Here is a 15,320-nt window from a genome sequence, read left to right as displayed (position 1 = left end):
ACAATGCTGGAATTCATTCTCGAACGGGCAAACTATTGGGCGATCATCGGACTGATGATGATCGGGCTCTATATCACGTTTGCCAGTGGTAACCTGATCAAGCGGCTGGTCGGCCTCTCGCTGTTCCAGACCTCAGTATTCCTGTTCTACGTAACGCTCGGCAAGGTGGCCGGCGGAACGGCGCCGATCCTGTTCGGCGCAGACGCGCCCTATCATGGCGGCGGCCACGGCGCCGAAGAGGCGCATCATGCGGTGACGGTTCCGGGCGCGCAGGCGCTTGGCAATGCCAGTGCGCCGGTCGAGCTGGTCAACACCTATTCCAACGTGCTTCCGCACGTCCTGATGCTGACGGCGATCGTCGTCGGCGTGGCCACCCTGTCGGTCGGCCTGGCGCTTATCGTCCGCATTCGTGAGGCCTATGGCTCGATCGAGAGCGACGAAGTGCGCGAGATCGACCTTGAGACCGCTCTCGCGCAGGAAGCCGAAATTGACCAATGGCTCAGCGAGGCGGGCGCATGATCGATCTCCTGTTGCGTTCTGCGCCGGACTGGGCGCTGGCCCATGCTGCGCCCCTGCTCGTCATGGTGCCACTGGTGCTGGCCCCTGTGCTGACCCTTGTGCCGAGCGGCCGGGTTGCCTGGTTCATCAGCATCGCGGGCACCGCTGCCTCACTGGTCTTCTCCCTCATCCTGCTGGCCATCGTGCAGACGCCCGAAACATCGGGTGTGGTCAGCTATGCGCTCGGCAACTGGCTGCCGCCCCTGGGCATCGAGTTCCGTGTCGACGCGCTGAACGCCATGATCCTGGTGCTGGTATCGGCAATGGGTGTCCTGGCATCGATCATGTCATACCCGACGGTCGTCGCAGAGATCCCGAAGGAAAAGACGTCGCTTTTCTACTCCGCCTTTCTGGCCTGTTTTGCGGGCCTGTGCGGCGTGGCAATCACCGGGGACGCGTTCAACCTGTTCGTCTTCCTCGAGATCAGTTCGCTGTCGACCTATGTGCTGGTGGCGCTCGGGGCATCGCGAGACCGTCGCGCGCTGCACGCGGCTTTCAACTACCTGATCATGGGCACGATCGGCGCGACCTTCTTCATCATCGGTGTCGGCTTCCTTTATGCGGCAACCGGCACCCTGAACATGGTCGATATTGCGTCCAAGCTCCCGGCCCTTGAAGGCAGCCGGACGGTTCAGGCGGGCTTTGCCTTTATCGTCGTGGGCCTCGGTCTGAAGGCGGCCATGTGGCCGCTGCACCAATGGCTGCCGAACGCGTATTCCTACGGCCCGAGCTTTGTCACCATGTTCCTGTCGGCGACGGCGACCAAGGTGGCGCTCTATGCGCTGATCCGCTTCCTGTTCTCGGTCTTCAATCCGCAATTCGTGTTCGAGAGCGCGGCATTCGTTGCGCTGCTGATGCCGCTCGGCATTGCGGCCATGATTGCCTGCAGTTTCCAGGCTGTCTTCCAGACCGATGTGCGCCGCATGCTGGCCTATTCGTCGGTCGCGCAGGTGGGTTACATGATCCTCGGCGTCTCGGTCGGCACGGCGGCCGGCCTCAGCGCGGGCCTGTTCCACCTCCTGAACCACGCAATGATCAAGGGCGCGCTGTTCATGGCCGTTGCGGGCGTGGTGCTGACGTACAAGGGCACCAATATTCGCGATTTTGCCGGCCTCGGCCGCTCGGCGCCCTGGACGATGACGGCCTTTGCCATTGCCGGCCTGTCGCTGATCGGCGTGCCGCTGACAGCGGGCTTCCAGTCGAAGATGCAGCTTGGCTACGCCCTGTTTGACAATGGCTGGTGGTGGGCCGTCATCCTTGTCGTATTCTCCAGCTTCCTGGCCGTGATCTATATTGGCCGCGTTCTTGAGGCCGTGTTCTTCCAGCCGCCTGTGAATCCGCGCAAGACCCGCAAGGAAGCCCCCATCGTGCTGCTCGTGCCACTCTGGATCCTGGCCCTGGCGAACATCTTTTTCGGTATCGCGACAGAGATTCCGCTTGGCCTCGCCCGTGATGCAGCCGCCGCGGCCTTCGGACTGGAGATGTTCCGATGAGCCCCGATATGCTGATGCTTGCCGCCCTTTGCATTCCGCTGCTGATCGCCGCCGGCATTGCCGCGACCGGGCGGTTCCCGAACATCCGCGAAGGCGTCACGCTCGTGGGATCGGTCATTCTTTTCGCTGTCGTGATCGCGCTGGCCGTGTCCGTGTCGCAGGGCAATGTGCCGTTGCTGGATCTTGGCGCGGCTGCGCCCGGACTGTCCTTCACTTTCAAGCTGGAACCGCTTGGTGCGCTCTTCGCGCTGGTCGCCAGCGGGCTGTGGATCGTCAACTCGTTCTATTCAATCGGCTACATGCGCGGAAATCGCGAGCGCAACCAGACGCGGTTCTATATCTGCTTTGCCATCGCGATCTTTGGCGCGATGGGCGTCGCCATGTCTGGCAACCTGTTCACGCTGTTCGTGTTCTATGAAGTGCTGACCCTGTCGACCTATCCGCTGGTCGCGCACAAGGGCGATGCGGCCGCCAAGCGCGGCGCGCGCATCTACCTGCTGACCCTGCTGGGCACGTCCATCGGCCTGTTCCTGACCGCCCTCATGTGGACGTGGACCCTTGCGGGACAGAATCTTGACTTCGTGCAGGGCGGCCTGCTTGCAAGCGTTGAACTCAGCCCGGCCGTCTCGACCAGCCTGCTGCTTTTGTTCGTGTTCGGTATCGGCAAGGCGGCGCTCATGCCAGTCCATTTCTGGCTGCCGAACGCCATGGTGGCGCCGACGCCTGTGTCCGCGCTCCTGCACGCCGTGGCTGTTGTGAAGGCCGGTGTGTTCACGGTGATGAAAGTGTCGATTTTCATCTTCGGCGAAGACCTGCTCAATGCCACGCCGGGACGTGAATTCCTGCTCGGGGTCGCGTGCTTCACCATTATCGTGGCCTCGCTTGTCGCCATGACCAAGGACAATCTGAAAGCGCGTCTCGCTTATTCGACCGTTGCGCAGCTCGCCTATGTAACCGCCGGTGCCATGCTGGCCAATGAAGCCGGCTTCCTCGGTGGCAGCGTTCAGATTGCGGCTCACGCGGTCGGCAAGATAACCCTGTTCATGTGTGCCGGTGCGATCTATGTGGCCACGGGCGCAACCAATATATCCGACATGCGTGGCCTCGGCCGCCGCATGCCGCTGGTCTTCATCGCCTTCTTCGTTGCCGCCCTGTCAATCATCGGCATTCCGCCCATGGCTGGCAGCTGGGCAAAGTACGAGCTGTTGCAGGGGGCGGTCGATCGCGGCAATGGCTATGTGCCATGGGTGCTGATCGGCTCGTCGCTGCTGAACATTGCCTACCTCCTGCCGATCCCCATACTGGCCCTGATGCCGCCGCCCGGCTCGGGCGAGCCGAGGGCGTTCAAGCGTCCGGGCGGCGCACCGGCCCTGACCGTTGCCGCGCCGGTCTTCACCGCCGCGCTGTGCATCGTCCTGTTCTTTCTGATCGGGCCACTCGCCGATTTCCTGGCGCCCACTGTTGGCGGCGGCGCTGCTGTGATTGTGACCGGAGGCCAGCCATGAGCAATGAGACCCCCGAAACGCGCGACAAGTCGGGCCGCTTCCTGAAACGCGCGGCAGAAAAAGCGCACGATCTCCACACTGTCTCGAATGAGGGTGTGCACCCGATGGCCAAAATCCTGTTTGGATGGACCGAAGCAAAGCATATCGGCGCGATCATGTTCTGGGGCATCGGCCTGCTCAGCGCGCTGCTGATCGTGATCGACCTGTTCGTGAACCGGCATGACTATTTCTCCTTCGCCAACGCCACTGGCTTCTACGGGCTGTACGGATTTGCCGCGTTCGCCTTCGTGGTGCTGATGGGCTGGCCGCTCGGCAACCTGCTGCGCCGGGACGAGAACTATTATCGCGATGCTGGCGGGCCGCCTGCCGATGTCGACCCCGACTTGCCCCAGCCGCCGGAAGACGCACACACGACCTATGAGGGAGACGAGTAATGCCCGCCTTCCTGACTGTCCTCAACCCCGGCTGGCTGCTGATCATCGCTGGCATCATTGCCATCTTCCTGCCTATGCGGCGTGTCCGTCAGGGCATCACCATCGCCGCGCCGCTGGTTGGCATAATGCTGCTTGTGCTGGCCGACCAGAATGTGAACCACCTGACCGCCAGCGTACTCGGACATGATCTTGTCCTCTACCGCGTTGACGGGCTCAGCTTTGTCTTCGGTCTCGCCTTCCTCCTCGCGGCCCTGCTGAACGCCATCTATGCGTGGCATACCGACGACCGGGTGCAGGACGGCATGGCGCTGGCCTATGCCGGTGCGGCCATTGCCGCCACCTTCTCCGGCGATCTGATGACCCTGTTCATCTTCTGGGAGATCACGGCCGTCACATCTGTCTTCATGGTTCTGGCGGCGGGCACGCGCGCCGCGTATTTCGCCTCGATGCGGTATCTCGGCATACAGATCCTGTCGGGCGTCCTGCTGCTGGCAGGCGCAGCCTATGTCTACAACAATACAGGCAGCCTCAGCATCAGGGCCTTTGTCAGCCTCAGTGAGCCGGGCGCCCTGTTGATCTTCATCGCCCTCGGCATAAAGGCGGCCTTCCCGTTCATGCACAACTGGCTGCAGGACGCCTATCCCAAGGCCACCGTTGTCGGCGCCGTGGTCCTGTCGGCCTTCACCACAAAGCTCGCGGTCTATGCCTTCATCCGCATGTTCCCGGGCCAGGATGCGCTGATCTGGATTGGTGCCGTGATGACCGTGTTCCCGGTCTTCTTCGCAGTGATCGAGAATGATTTGCGCAAGGTGCTCGCCTATTCGCTGAACAACCAGGTCGGATTCATGATCTGCGCCATCGGGCTTGGCACGGCCGGAGTCGGCAATGCGCTGGCGCTCAATGGCGCAACGGCGCACGCCTTTGTCCACATCATGTACAAGGGCCTCCTGTTCATGAGCATGGGCGCCGTGCTTTACCGCACCGGCACAACCAAGGCCTCCGAACTGGGCGGTCTCTACCGCTCGATGCCGTGGACGGCCCTTTTCTGCATCATCGGCGCCATGTCGATTTCGGCCTTCCCGCTCTTCTCGGGCTTCGTGGCAAAGTCCCTCACCATGAGTGCGGTATCGTATGAAGGCCTGACAATCGTCTGGCTGATGCTGCTGTTCGCCTCGGCCGGTGTGCTGGAGCATTCCGGCATCAAGATCCCGTATTTCGCCTTCTTCGGCCATGACAGCGGCCGGCGTGTGAAGGAGGCGCCCTTCAACATGCTCCTCGCCATGGGCATGGGCGCCTTTATCTGCATCGCGGTCGGCATTCCGGCCATCATTCCCGGCCTCGGCTATGAATGGCTCTACAACCTCCTGCCGTTCCGCGAAGAGGCGATGAACTACCAGCCGTTCACGTTTGACCATATCCTGACGCAAATGCAGTTGCTGGTCCTGGCCATCTTCGCCTTTGTCATGCTCAAGCGCTTTGGCCTCTATCCGCCAGAGAAGCCCGGCACCATCCTCGATACCGACTGGGTCTACCGCAAGGTCGGCTTTGGCATGGCAAAGTGGCTCGGCACGGTATGGGGCAAGGTGGGCCCAGCCATGACGGCGGTGTTCTTCGGCATCTCGGGCCGGGCCTATGAGCGTATCGAGGATGCGTTCAGCCCGCGGGGCGAGCTGGCGCGCGGCGCCCTGACGGGCGCGATGGCCATATGGACGGCGGCCTTGCTGGGCCTTGTGCTCCTGCTCGGATTCATCGCAGTCGGCTAATTATGGCTGCGAGCAGCCTGCCATCAAGCGGGGCCGAAGATCAACCTGTGGGTGTAAATGCTGCCATTTAGGTATTTACACTTCCGTGTCTTCATTTACCCCAGAGTGGAAATGGAGCTGGGGAGCCACGAAAATGCCCGATGTCATGACTGCTGCGCCGCGCGACGGCGTGCTCATCGAACTCGCAAGTGAAATCGTTGCAGCCTATGTCGGTAACAACACAGTCCAGTCGACCGACCTGCCTGAGCTGATCCGCAACGTGCATGCGTCGCTGGCAAGCCTGGGCAGCAATGGCGCCGAAACCGCCCGTCCCAAACCAGCCGTATCGGTGAAGCGATCCCTGGGCGAGGATTTTCTCGTCTGCCTCGAAGATGGCAAGAAATTCAAGTCATTGAAGCGTCATCTTCGTACCAAATACGACATGTCGCCTGACGAATACCGCGAGAAATGGAACCTGCCGCCGGACTATCCCATGGTCGCGCCCGGCTATTCAAAGCACCGCTCAATGCTTGCGAAGAAGATGGGGCTCGGCAAGGGCGACAAGGCCTAGTCACCTGGCACGAATACTTGTCGTTACGCCTTTGCAACGAAATAATTCGGTAACAAAGGTTAAGAATGTCTGTTGTTGACTCTTGATCCCGGAGTCTACTCGCGCGATAGGTGATTCTATCGAATCACCTGGGGGTGCAACCGATGTCAAACAAAACCCTATTCCAGGGCGTCACAATTGCCCAACAAGAACTGATCAATTACTGGAAGCGGCTGCGCGATCGTTCGGGCTGCGTTCCGCGTGACGAAATTGATCCCGGCGCACTGCGCAGCATGCTGGCCAGCATTTCCATCGTCCAGTTCGATGAGTCCGGTGATGGCCGGTTCCGAATCGCCGGGTCGCGCCTGCGAGACATATTCGGCATGGAGGCGCGTGGTCGCCGTATTGCGGAAGTCGTCGGCGCCCATGGTGAGGCCTTTTCGCTTGGCCTCTCCGTCGCGCTCGAACGCCGGGGGCCTGTCGGCGGTGTGATCGAACAGGAAGACGGCATGCATGCCTGGCTGCGCCTGCCTCTGGCTGATTCAAATGGCCAGCTGACAATGGTCCTCTGCCATGACGAGATGCTTCCGAGCCGCCGCATGCTGTTCCCCAAGGACGGCCAGACCAGCGCTGTCCACAATTCTTCTCCGCGCGCGGCTGCCTGAATCGCCCGCAGTCCCCGGTGCCAGCTTGATGGTATAGGACAGTTATCACGCTCTGATGCCGGGTCGTTTTCTGCCTGCCAGAACAGACGGAGACAGTGATGGCGAAATTCGATCCACAGAAACATGAAGACCCGGCCTGTCTCGGCGCGGCCCTGACCGCCTGCGCGCTGGGCCTGAAGCTTGAGAGCATCCTGTCGCCCGGGCCGTCGGCAGCGGCCGGTCGCCCGGGGTGCTGCTGAGCGCGGCAATGGCGGTTGCCTGACGCGGGCTGGTGTCAGGCGGCCAGAGCCTGGCGCGCGTCCTGCCGGATCCGCTCAAGCATGGACGCAAGCCCGTTCGAGCGTTGCGCGGTCAGCGCGCCGGACACGCCGATTTCGTCGAGCAGCGCCTTGGCATCAAACGTCTCGATGTCCTGCAAGGGTGCACCGGAATAGAGCCGCACGAGCAGTGCGATCAGGCCGGATACGATCATCGCATCCGATTCCGCGCGGACGACTAGGTGGCCATCGTCAACGTCTGTCACCATCCAGACCTGGGAGGCGCAGCCCCTGACAACGCTCTGCGCTGTTTTCTCGGAATCGGCCAGCGCAGGGTTCGCCTTACCCAGATCGATGATGTGCGCATAGCGCGCTTCCCAGTCTTCAAGCCAGGAAAACTCTTCACGTATCTCGGCGGCGGCTGTTTCGATGCTCATCCGCCTGAAATGGGGCATTGCCGCACAAAAGAAAACCCCCGGCGCCGCAACCGGTACCGGGGGTTTGATTTCAGGCGTGTGCGCAGCACCTACTGATAGACGCCGCCGATGCACTTGCCGACATCGGACAGGGCATGTTCGCCGATGCAGAATGGCACTTCATACTGCTGGTTGGCGGCTGCGACGCACTGCTGGAGGTTCAGGTTCGCCATATTGAGGCAGCCCTTGGTCTCACGCTCGGCCATGGCGGAATTGATCTGGCTGGCATTCTTCTCGGTGCTGGCGCCCAGCACGCGATAGGCAGCCAGTGTCGCGATCTGGTCGGCAACAGGTTCCTTGCCGAATTTCACGCGCTTTCGGTTGCCGGTCAGGCCGGATGTCACAGCGGCCGGGATCTTGATGGCACCGGCTGCACCGGAGACATTGTCCCACAGGGAAGGTGCACCCGTATTACCAGCCTGAACGAGCACGGCATCGAAGTCCGGAGCATTCATGGCGGTCAGCAGGCCGAGCTTGGCCGGGATGCCGGTCGCCTGGATGGAATCAAGTTTCCTGGCCTTGGATCCGGAATTGCCAATCTTGGCTTTCGCCCAGCCTGATGCCTGCAGGGAATAGGCCTGCTCCTTGACATAGGCGGCTGTTGTGCTCAGGCGGCGGCTGTCGGCTTCGGTGGCTGAAAGGGCAGAGCTGACGGCTATATCACCGCCATGCAGCGTGCGGGCATAGCGCACATCATTGCGCATGCCTGTTTCTAGCGCTTCGCGGCCGTAGAAACTTTCAATGTCACGCACGGCGGCGCGATATTCGGGGTTTTGCGAGGCGATGAGCGCGGAATAGGCGATCCAGCCTTTCGACAGCTGGTCCGGATTGTGACCCCCCAGCGAATTCAGCGCGTCGTCGATGTCTCCGGCGGACGACAGCGGTTTGTCTTTTACGTCTGTAACGTCGGACTGATAGGTGGCATAGACTGCCGCCGTATCGGAAATCGGGTCTTTTCCCTGAGCATTTACGCCAGCGACCAAGCCGAACCCGACTAGTGCTGCCCCAATCATTCTGATGGATTTCATGGTATCAACTCTCCCTCACGCGACACGCGATACTCTTGCCCCATCTTCCCCCCTTGGGGAACCTCGCCTTGCCTGTAGATAACATTACAAATACAGCAAACGATGGGTACAGGGGCGAGAATGCCTAAGGAATCTCTATGGGATGTTAATATGTCCCCCCTCATGACACAGAAGCGGTTACAGTTTGTTAATGTAGCCTGGCTGGCGCTGGTCGCTGCAGCGGCGCTGATTGCTGTGTTGCGGGGAATCACTTTCGTGCCGCTTCTGGGGGGCGCGGTGATCTCGGCGTTGCCGGCCATTGTCGGGCTGGTCTTCCTCCGCCCGGACAGGGCCGCATACCCCATCGCGCCGCCGCTTCTGGTCATTTGCTGGACCCTGCTGGCTGTTCTCGGCGTGGCCCTGACAGGCGGGGCATCGTCGCCGCTGACCATCCTGTTCGCGCTGGCGCCCCTGATCGCGCTTAACCTCGAAGATACGGACATGGCCGCCGAGGCCGCCATCTTCGGCGTCCTCGCTTATTTTGCCGTCCTGCTAATGGGACGCTTCGGGCTGCTGCCCGCAGGTGCTGACGCCTATCAGGCGCTGACCGTTGCCATTGCCTTTGCCGGGCTTGTCCTGGCGGGCCTGCTTGTCTGGGTGCTGGTGCGCGACCGGTATGCCGGGCGTGGCAGCGTGGCCGGTGACACCGCCATCGAAGAGACCCCGCCTGCGGCGCCACCAATGCCTATCCTGCCCGCAGCGTCGGGCATTTTGCTGATGGATGTGACCCCCGAAGGGCGCGTGCGAAGCCTGTCGGGCGATACGCTCGGGCTCGTCTCAGCCAAACAGGGCGCTGCACTGGCACACCTGTTCGAGCCGGATGCCGACGTATCGGGGCTTAGCCCCGAGAGCGGCCATGCGCGGGGCGAAATCAGGCTTGCCGATGGCCGCCTTGCCGCCTTTGCCGCAGAGGCCAGCCCGGCTGGCACGCGCCTACTGGTGCAGGATATAAGCGCCTCCCAGCGGCAGGCCGAAGAGGCTTCCGTGGCGCTCGAAGCGGCGGCCAGCCAGTTGCAGGACCGCACGGCCTTCTTCGCCTCGCTCGGCCATGACCTGAAGACCCCGCTCAATGCCATTCTGGGCTATGCCGACATGATGCGCGCCCAGATACGCGGCCCGCTGCCGGAAGCCTATGCCGACTATCCCGGCATCATCCACGAAAGCGGCCAGGACCTTCTGCTGCTGGTCGATGATATTCTTGACCTCGCCAAGGCCAATGCCGATCGCCAGCGCCTCGAGCCGGAACCGGTGGACCTCATCGCCTCGGCCCAGTCCATCGTGCGCCAGCTTGATAACCAGGCAGAGCGGGCAGGCGTGAAGCTGAAAATCAAGTCGGACAGTGAAGTCTGGGCACACGCCGATGCGCGCGCCGTGCGCCAGATCTGGCAGAACCTTGTGTCCAATGCGATCAAGTATTCCAACAAGGGCGGCACGGTCACGCTCGATGCCGTTGAGGCCGGAGGTGCGGCCGTGCTCAGCGTCATCGACAAGGGGGCAGGCATGTCCGAAGACGATCTCAGACGGGTGACCGAGCCTTTCTCCCAGGGCGGCAATTCGCGCGGCCGGGCAGGCACAGGCCTTGGCCTCGCCGTGGTGCGCAGCTTTGCCGAATTGCATGGCGGCCAGCTGACCCTGCTGTCGCAGCCCGGCAGGGGCACACGCGCCGAAGTGACGCTTCCGCTGGCCGACATGACCGATATTGCACCGCTTGAAGACGCGGCCGAATAGGCTGGCGGCGCTTGCTGCCTGCCGGAAAAAGCGCAAAGGTCGCGGCCATGGTTCGCCTGCCTTCCAGACTTTGGGTTGAAGCCCTGATCCGCCGCGCCGAGGTCGCAGGCGCGTCGGCATTCGTCGTCCAGAAAGGCGATGCAGACCGCGGCGATACATTGATCAAGGTCGCCCGCCTGGACGGCACGGCGACCGCCTATACGCCTTCGACCAATCTCGATGGCGACCGGGTATTCCGCGATCTTTCGGTCCAGGGCGTGGGCCCGGATGAGGCGGATGTGGATGCCTATGTCCAGCGCGCCCGTCAGCGCGACAGCGACCTCTGGATCATCGAGATCGAGGACCGTCACGGTCGGCATTTCCTCACCGAGGACATCGAGAGCCAATAGCGCATCGCCGTGTGATTTCCCGGCGCGTGTTTTCAGGTAAACCGCCTGTTAACCCGACCAAGGCAGCTTCCGGGCGTAACCACTGCTGGGGGCGAGCAGACCATGCTATTTCTTCTCAACGACATGATCGCCGAGATAGACATCCCGGAGATCCATCTCTCGAAACGCTGGAAAAGCCTCGGGTGTGGCGACCCTTACGGCATGCGGGCGCGCGATGCGCTCGATTTTGTCACGCGGGTTGTCGCAGACCATGTCCGCGAGGGCATGCCGATTGATGCCGTCCTGATCCAGGACCTCGGTTCACTGATCATTGCCAAGACGGGAGCAAATGCGGCCCTGTTTCCCGCACAGAATGGCAGCGTCGGCGAGCCGCGCCTGACCATCCTGCCGGAAGCCATCCTGCGTGCGCTGAAACAGCGTGCCGAACAGGAAGGCACGCTGCCCGACATTGCAGAGATCTGGCCGCTCGCGGCCTGATCCCGCTCAGTCTACCCTGACCGGCTTGCTGGTCACCACCTGGCGTCCGTCAGGCCCCTGAAGAATGTAGCGCACCAAGAACGTCCCGGCATTGTCCGGCGCCTTCAGCGTCAGTGTTTCGCCCGTCCTCGTGTAGGCATAGGACAGTTCACCGCTGGTGCGGGTATGGCCTTCGGGGACAAGATCGACATAGTCATTGGCGTGGCCCGGCCCGGTCCAGCTGACATCGAACTGTGCCCCGGCCACAACGCTCGCAGGCACGTCCAGCACCACCTCAGCCGGTGTCACCCTGATTGGCCTGACGGCCTTCACCGCGCGCCCGGTCGATGACACGAAAACATAGCGAAGATCATAATCGCCCGCCGCACCCGGCAGTCTGATCGCCAGCGGATTGTCAGCCTTGATGTAGGTGTATGATTTTTCGCCGCTGGTCTGCGTGTATCCGCGCGGCACGATATCAACATAGTCACCATCATTGGCAGGGCCGGTCCAGGTCACGCTGATCGTGTCGCCCGACACGCCGCTGGCGGTCGACGGCTCGACAGCAAAGTCGATGGCGTTCAGCGTCAGGGGCACGGTCTTCAGAACAGTGCGGCCGTCTGCCGACTGCAGGACGTAGCGCACATCATACTTGCCAGGCTCGCCCGGCAGTTTCAGCTCCAGCGGATTGCCGCCGGATATGTAGGCATAGGACTTCTCGCCGCTCCTGAGCGTGTATCCGCGCGGCACGATGTCGATATAGTCGCCCTCGGTTCCCGGTCCCGACCAGTCGACCTCCAGCACACCGCCCAGCGAAACAGCCGGATTGAATGCCAGGTCGACACTTGTTTCCGTCACATCAAGGGGCAGGACCTTTAACACCGTCCGGCCATCCCCGGCCTGCGCCACATATCGCAGGTCATATGGCCCCGGCGTGCCGGGCACGCGCACGGTCAGCGTATCGGGATTGCCCTTGGTATAGGCATAGGCTTTCTCGCCATTGGTGCGGGCATATCCGCGCGGCACGATATCGACATAGTCACCGGGATTGTCAGGTCCGTGCCAGTCGACGGTCAGCGGTTCGCCTATGCCGATGGACGGGGCGGCGATCAGCGCGACCTCAGCTTCGGTGACCTCGATGGGGCGCGTCACGAGCACGGTGCGGCCCTGCGGCGCAGTCCAGACATAGCGAAGCTCATAATCGCCCGGCTCGCCCGGTGCGCGCAGCGTCGCCGGCTTGCCCTCGCGAGTATAGCCATAGGAGAGTTCGCCATTTGTGCGTGTGTAACCTTTCGGCACGATGTCGACATAGTCGCTCTCTGTCCCGGGTCCATCCCAGCTGACGGTGAAGCTGGCGCCGATCTCAACGGATTCCGGCCCGTCGATCGACGCGGTCGCCGTCGCAGCTTCTGGTGGACCGGACTCGACCGCCTCGGCAACCGATTCCAGTGCCTCGGACAATTCGCCCGCATTGGATGCCTCGATATAGCGTCCGCCGGTTTCCTCGGCGAGGCACGCAACCTGGCGCCCTTCATCGGCGCTGAGGCCAAAGCCGATGACATGGGCCGTAAAATCAATGCCGCGCTGTTCGAGCGAGACGCCCGCCGCGCAAGGGTCAGCATCGCATGTTTCGATACCGTCGGTGACGAGGATCACCGTGGCGCGGGTTTCCTCGATCCTGAGCGCATTGGCAGCGGTTTCGACCGCTGCAGTCAGCGGCGTCTTGCCCACCGGCACCAGCGTGTCGACCGCATCGGCCAGCGGCACGCTCGCGCCCGGGCTGCGCATCAGTTCGATATCCTTGCAGTCGCCCTTGCGCCGGTGACCATAGGCAATCAACCCGGCCGAGCCGAGGTCCGGATTGCTGTCCACCATGGCCCGCACCGCCTCGCGCGCGATATCGCGCTTCGAGCGGCCATCGATCTGGCCCCACATCGAGCCGGAGGAGTCCATCACTACCATGACCGTCATCGGGCCCTTCGGGGTTTCAATCACGGCATCTGCCGTATTGGCAGGGGCCTCCAGGCTGGCTGCCACGACGTCTGCGGCATCATCGCCCGCGTCCAGGGCGGTTGTGGCCGCCTCGATCGCTTCATCCCCCGCTTCGACGGCGTCTGTTGCCGGTGTTATGGTTTCTGGCACTTCCGGGATCGGGGCTTCTCGCGGGCCACAGGCCGCCACGAGCAGGACGAGCGTGGCACAGCTGGCCAGCAAGAGGTGTCGATTGGTCATGACAAATGTCCCCTTCATCATGGATTTGCGTTCCCCATCCACGATACATAAATCGTGAGCCAAAGCGAAGCCGCGAACAAGCCCTTCATTCCTGCCGCCAAATCGGCTAGGGGCTGGCGGCTGAAACCAGAATTGTCCGGAACCGCAATGTCCCACGTCCAGGAAGCCGCCCGCCGGCGCACCTTTGCCATCATCTCGCACCCGGATGCGGGCAAGACGACTCTCACCGAGAACATCCTGCTCGCAGGCGGTGCCATACGCGCGGCAGGCGAAGTCGCCGCGCGCGGCCAGCAGCGCCGCACCCGGTCGGACTGGATGAAGATCGAACGGGACCGTGGCATCTCGGTGTCGGCCTCGGTGATGACATTCGAGTATAGCGACCTGGTCTTCAACCTGCTCGATACGCCGGGCCACGAAGACTTCTCGGAGGATACCTATCGCACGCTCACGGCGGCCGATTGCGCCGTCATGGTACTCGATGCCGCCAAGGGGATCGAGCCGCAGACATTGAAGCTGTTCGAAGTCTGCCGCATGCGCGACATTCCGATTGTCACCTTCATCAACAAGATGGACCGCGAGGCGCTGGAACCCATCGAACTGCTCGACGAAGTGCAGGACAAGTTGCAGCTCGACACTGCGCCGCTCTACTGGCCGGCCGCGTCCGGTCAGCGCTTTGCCGGCATGAAGGATCTTGCATCGGGTGAGTTTCTGCAGTTCGACCGCCGCCCGGGCGAGCCGCCCCATATCGGCCCGGCGACCCGCATTCCCGGCAGTGACGAAGACCTGATCGGCAAGCTCGATGACTATGTCCATGCCGACCTCGTCGAAGGCGTGGAAATGGTCACCGGCCTGCTGCCGAAATTTGACGAGGAGGCCTTCAAGGCTGGCAACATGACGCCTGTCGTGTTCGGCTCGGCTCTGCGCCATTTTGGCGTTGCAGAACTGCTCGACACATTGCGCGATTATGCGCCGCCGCCGCGTATCCAGAAAGCCGAACGCAAGGGCGCAGTGATAAATGTTCAGCCTTCGGACAATGACGTCTCCGGCTTCGTCTTCAAGATCCAGGCGAACATGGACCCCAACCATCGCGACCGCGTCGCGTTCCTGCGCCTGTGCTCGGGCGAGTTCCGGCGCGGCATGCGCCTGAAGAGCGCCAGCGGCAAGCAGCTGAATATCCACAACCCGCTGATGTTCCTCGCGCAGGACCGCGAGATCGCAGAGACGGCTTATGCGGGCGACGTGATCGGCGTGCCCAACCATGGCCAGCTGCGTGTCGGTGACAGCCTGTCGGAAAGCGGCGAAATCCAGTTTGCCGGCATCCCGAACTTTGCGCCCGAACTCCTGCGCCGGGCCCGCGTGAAAGACCCGATGAAGGCGAAACACCTGCGCAAGGCGCTCGAAAGCCTCGCCGAGGAAGGCGTCACGCAATTGTTCAAGCCTGCCATTGGCTCCGACATGATCGTCGGCGCCGTCGGCCAGCTTCAGTTTGAAGTCATGATCGAGCGCGTGGCAGCCGAATACAATCTTGAAGTCGTGTTTGAGCCGGCACCCTACAATGTCGCCCGCTGGATGGCCTGCGACGATCCGGTCAAGCTCGAAGAATTCCTTGAGCGGAACAAGTCAGCTTCCGGCACGGACCTGGATGGCGCGCCGGTCTACCTTGCGAAGAACGCCTGGGATGTCGGCTATGCACAGGAAAAGAACCCGGCGATCCGGTTCACGTCGACCAAGGAGCGCGCGCTCTAGAGCGGCGTGCCGGAAAGTGGAC

15 protein-coding genes are annotated in these 15,320 nt (G+C 62.3%); 12 read left to right on the top strand and 3 right to left on the bottom strand.

Translation table 11 applies throughout. The features are described from left to right. The first annotated feature begins 3 nt into the window (after window positions 1–3). The 8 genes from ACQ66M_RS03100 to ACQ66M_RS03065 all read left to right on the top strand — a co-directional run bounded on the left by ACQ66M_RS03100 (window position 4) and on the right by ACQ66M_RS03065 (window position 7,186). Window positions 4–519 (top strand): cation:proton antiporter subunit C, encoded by a 516-nt coding sequence (locus ACQ66M_RS03100; protein WP_430401786.1) that lies wholly within the window; start codon window positions 4–6, stop codon window positions 517–519. Next, window positions 516–2,051 (top strand): monovalent cation/H+ antiporter subunit D family protein, encoded by a 1,536-nt coding sequence (locus ACQ66M_RS03095; protein ID WP_430401784.1) that lies wholly within the window; start codon window positions 516–518, stop codon window positions 2,049–2,051. The genes ACQ66M_RS03100 and ACQ66M_RS03095 overlap by 4 nt, the downstream gene beginning before the upstream one ends. After that, window positions 2,048–3,556 (top strand): proton-conducting transporter membrane subunit, encoded by a 1,509-nt coding sequence (locus tag ACQ66M_RS03090; RefSeq protein WP_430401782.1) that lies wholly within the window; start codon window positions 2,048–2,050, stop codon window positions 3,554–3,556. The genes ACQ66M_RS03095 and ACQ66M_RS03090 overlap by 4 nt, the downstream gene beginning before the upstream one ends. Then, window positions 3,553–3,990, top strand: a complete 438-nt coding sequence (locus ACQ66M_RS03085) for a hypothetical protein (RefSeq protein ID WP_430401780.1) — start codon at window positions 3,553–3,555, stop codon at window positions 3,988–3,990. The genes ACQ66M_RS03090 and ACQ66M_RS03085 overlap by 4 nt, the downstream gene beginning before the upstream one ends. Next, window positions 3,990–5,753 carry a Na(+)/H(+) antiporter subunit D gene (locus tag ACQ66M_RS03080; protein WP_430401778.1) on the top strand — a complete coding sequence of 588 codons (1,764 nt, stop codon included), beginning with the start codon at window positions 3,990–3,992 and terminating at the stop codon, window positions 5,751–5,753. Before ACQ66M_RS03085 ends, ACQ66M_RS03080 begins: the two co-directional genes overlap by 1 nt. 133 nt (window positions 5,754–5,886) lie before the next feature. Then, complete coding sequence (locus ACQ66M_RS03075) at window positions 5,887–6,303, top strand: MucR family transcriptional regulator (protein ID WP_430401776.1); 417 nt, start codon at window positions 5,887–5,889, stop codon at window positions 6,301–6,303. Window positions 6,304–6,446: 143 nt separating this feature from the next. Next, window positions 6,447–6,947 carry a PAS domain-containing protein gene (locus ACQ66M_RS03070; RefSeq protein WP_430401774.1) on the top strand — a complete coding sequence of 167 codons (501 nt, stop codon included), beginning with the start codon at window positions 6,447–6,449 and terminating at the stop codon, window positions 6,945–6,947. 98 nt (window positions 6,948–7,045) lie between these two features. Continuing rightward, window positions 7,046–7,186 carry a hypothetical protein gene (locus ACQ66M_RS03065; protein ID WP_430401771.1) on the top strand — a complete coding sequence of 47 codons (141 nt, stop codon included), beginning with the start codon at window positions 7,046–7,048 and terminating at the stop codon, window positions 7,184–7,186. 35 nt (window positions 7,187–7,221) lie between these two features. Here ACQ66M_RS03065 and ACQ66M_RS03060 read toward each other — a convergent pair whose 3' ends face one another. Both ACQ66M_RS03060 and ACQ66M_RS03055 read right to left on the bottom strand, forming a co-directional pair. Next, complete coding sequence (locus tag ACQ66M_RS03060) at window positions 7,222–7,641, bottom strand: SufE family protein (protein WP_430401769.1); 420 nt, start codon at window positions 7,639–7,641, stop codon at window positions 7,222–7,224. An 89-nt stretch (window positions 7,642–7,730) separates the two neighbouring features. Continuing rightward, a complete protein-coding gene (locus ACQ66M_RS03055; protein ID WP_350171146.1) occupies window positions 7,731–8,708 on the bottom strand; it encodes a hypothetical protein in 978 nt (325 codons plus the stop codon). Window positions 8,709–8,870: 162 nt separating this feature from the next. On the opposite strand from ACQ66M_RS03055, the gene ACQ66M_RS03050 reads away from it, so the two are divergent. The 3 genes from ACQ66M_RS03050 (at window position 8,871) to ACQ66M_RS03040 (ending at window position 11,341) form a co-directional block, all read left to right on the top strand. Then, complete coding sequence (locus tag ACQ66M_RS03050; protein ID WP_430401767.1) at window positions 8,871–10,475, top strand: sensor histidine kinase; 1,605 nt, start codon at window positions 8,871–8,873, stop codon at window positions 10,473–10,475. A 47-nt stretch (window positions 10,476–10,522) separates the two neighbouring features. Then, a complete protein-coding gene (locus ACQ66M_RS03045; RefSeq protein ID WP_350171148.1) occupies window positions 10,523–10,864 on the top strand; it encodes a DUF1491 family protein in 342 nt (113 codons plus the stop codon). 102 nt (window positions 10,865–10,966) lie between these two features. After that, window positions 10,967–11,341: a hypothetical protein gene (locus ACQ66M_RS03040; RefSeq protein ID WP_430401765.1), complete on the top strand. Its 375-nt coding sequence runs from the start codon at window positions 10,967–10,969 to the stop codon at window positions 11,339–11,341. Window positions 11,342–11,347: 6 nt separating this feature from the next. On the opposite strand, the gene ACQ66M_RS03035 is transcribed toward ACQ66M_RS03040, so the two are convergent. Further along, on the bottom strand, window positions 11,348–13,552 hold the full coding sequence (locus tag ACQ66M_RS03035; protein ID WP_430401763.1) for a vWA domain-containing protein: 2,205 nt from the start codon (window positions 13,550–13,552) through the stop codon (window positions 11,348–11,350). A gap of 147 nt (window positions 13,553–13,699) precedes the next feature. Between ACQ66M_RS03035 and ACQ66M_RS03030 the strand changes: the two genes are divergently transcribed. After that, window positions 13,700–15,298 (top strand): peptide chain release factor 3, encoded by a 1,599-nt coding sequence (locus ACQ66M_RS03030; RefSeq protein ID WP_350171151.1) that lies wholly within the window; start codon window positions 13,700–13,702, stop codon window positions 15,296–15,298. The last annotated feature ends 22 nt before the right edge of the window (window positions 15,299–15,320 follow it).

Origin of the sequence: Hyphomonas sp., from assembly GCF_965284475.1 — a bacterium.
In the GTDB taxonomy this organism is placed as follows: domain Bacteria; phylum Pseudomonadota; class Alphaproteobacteria; order Caulobacterales; family Hyphomonadaceae; genus Hyphomonas.
This window is presented reverse-complemented; position numbering and strand designations above follow the sequence as displayed.

Excerpts from the sequence above, each read along its gene's own strand:
- ACQ66M_RS03050 (WP_430401767.1), top strand. The coding sequence starts at position 8,871 with ATGACACAGAAGCGGTTACAGTTTGTTAATGTAGCCTGGCTGGCGCTG.
- ACQ66M_RS03035 (WP_430401763.1), bottom strand. The coding sequence starts at position 13,552 with ATGACCAATCGACACCTCTTGCTGGCCAGCTGTGCCACGCTCGTCCTG.
- ACQ66M_RS03045 (WP_350171148.1), top strand. The coding sequence starts at position 10,523 with ATGGTTCGCCTGCCTTCCAGACTTTGGGTTGAAGCCCTGATCCGCCGC.
- ACQ66M_RS03060 (WP_430401769.1), bottom strand. The coding sequence starts at position 7,641 with ATGAGCATCGAAACAGCCGCCGCCGAGATACGTGAAGAGTTTTCCTGG.
- ACQ66M_RS03065 (WP_430401771.1), top strand. The coding sequence starts at position 7,046 with ATGGCGAAATTCGATCCACAGAAACATGAAGACCCGGCCTGTCTCGGC.
- ACQ66M_RS03080 (WP_430401778.1), top strand. The coding sequence starts at position 3,990 with ATGCCCGCCTTCCTGACTGTCCTCAACCCCGGCTGGCTGCTGATCATC.
- ACQ66M_RS03095 (WP_430401784.1), top strand. The coding sequence starts at position 516 with ATGATCGATCTCCTGTTGCGTTCTGCGCCGGACTGGGCGCTGGCCCAT.
- ACQ66M_RS03040 (WP_430401765.1), top strand. The coding sequence starts at position 10,967 with ATGCTATTTCTTCTCAACGACATGATCGCCGAGATAGACATCCCGGAG.
- ACQ66M_RS03070 (WP_430401774.1), top strand. The coding sequence starts at position 6,447 with ATGTCAAACAAAACCCTATTCCAGGGCGTCACAATTGCCCAACAAGAA.
- ACQ66M_RS03055 (WP_350171146.1), bottom strand. The coding sequence starts at position 8,708 with ATGAAATCCATCAGAATGATTGGGGCAGCACTAGTCGGGTTCGGCTTG.
- ACQ66M_RS03100 (WP_430401786.1), top strand. The coding sequence starts at position 4 with ATGCTGGAATTCATTCTCGAACGGGCAAACTATTGGGCGATCATCGGA.
- ACQ66M_RS03030 (WP_350171151.1), top strand. The coding sequence starts at position 13,700 with ATGTCCCACGTCCAGGAAGCCGCCCGCCGGCGCACCTTTGCCATCATC.
- ACQ66M_RS03075 (WP_430401776.1), top strand. The coding sequence starts at position 5,887 with ATGCCCGATGTCATGACTGCTGCGCCGCGCGACGGCGTGCTCATCGAA.
- ACQ66M_RS03090 (WP_430401782.1), top strand. The coding sequence starts at position 2,048 with ATGAGCCCCGATATGCTGATGCTTGCCGCCCTTTGCATTCCGCTGCTG.
- ACQ66M_RS03085 (WP_430401780.1), top strand. The coding sequence starts at position 3,553 with ATGAGCAATGAGACCCCCGAAACGCGCGACAAGTCGGGCCGCTTCCTG.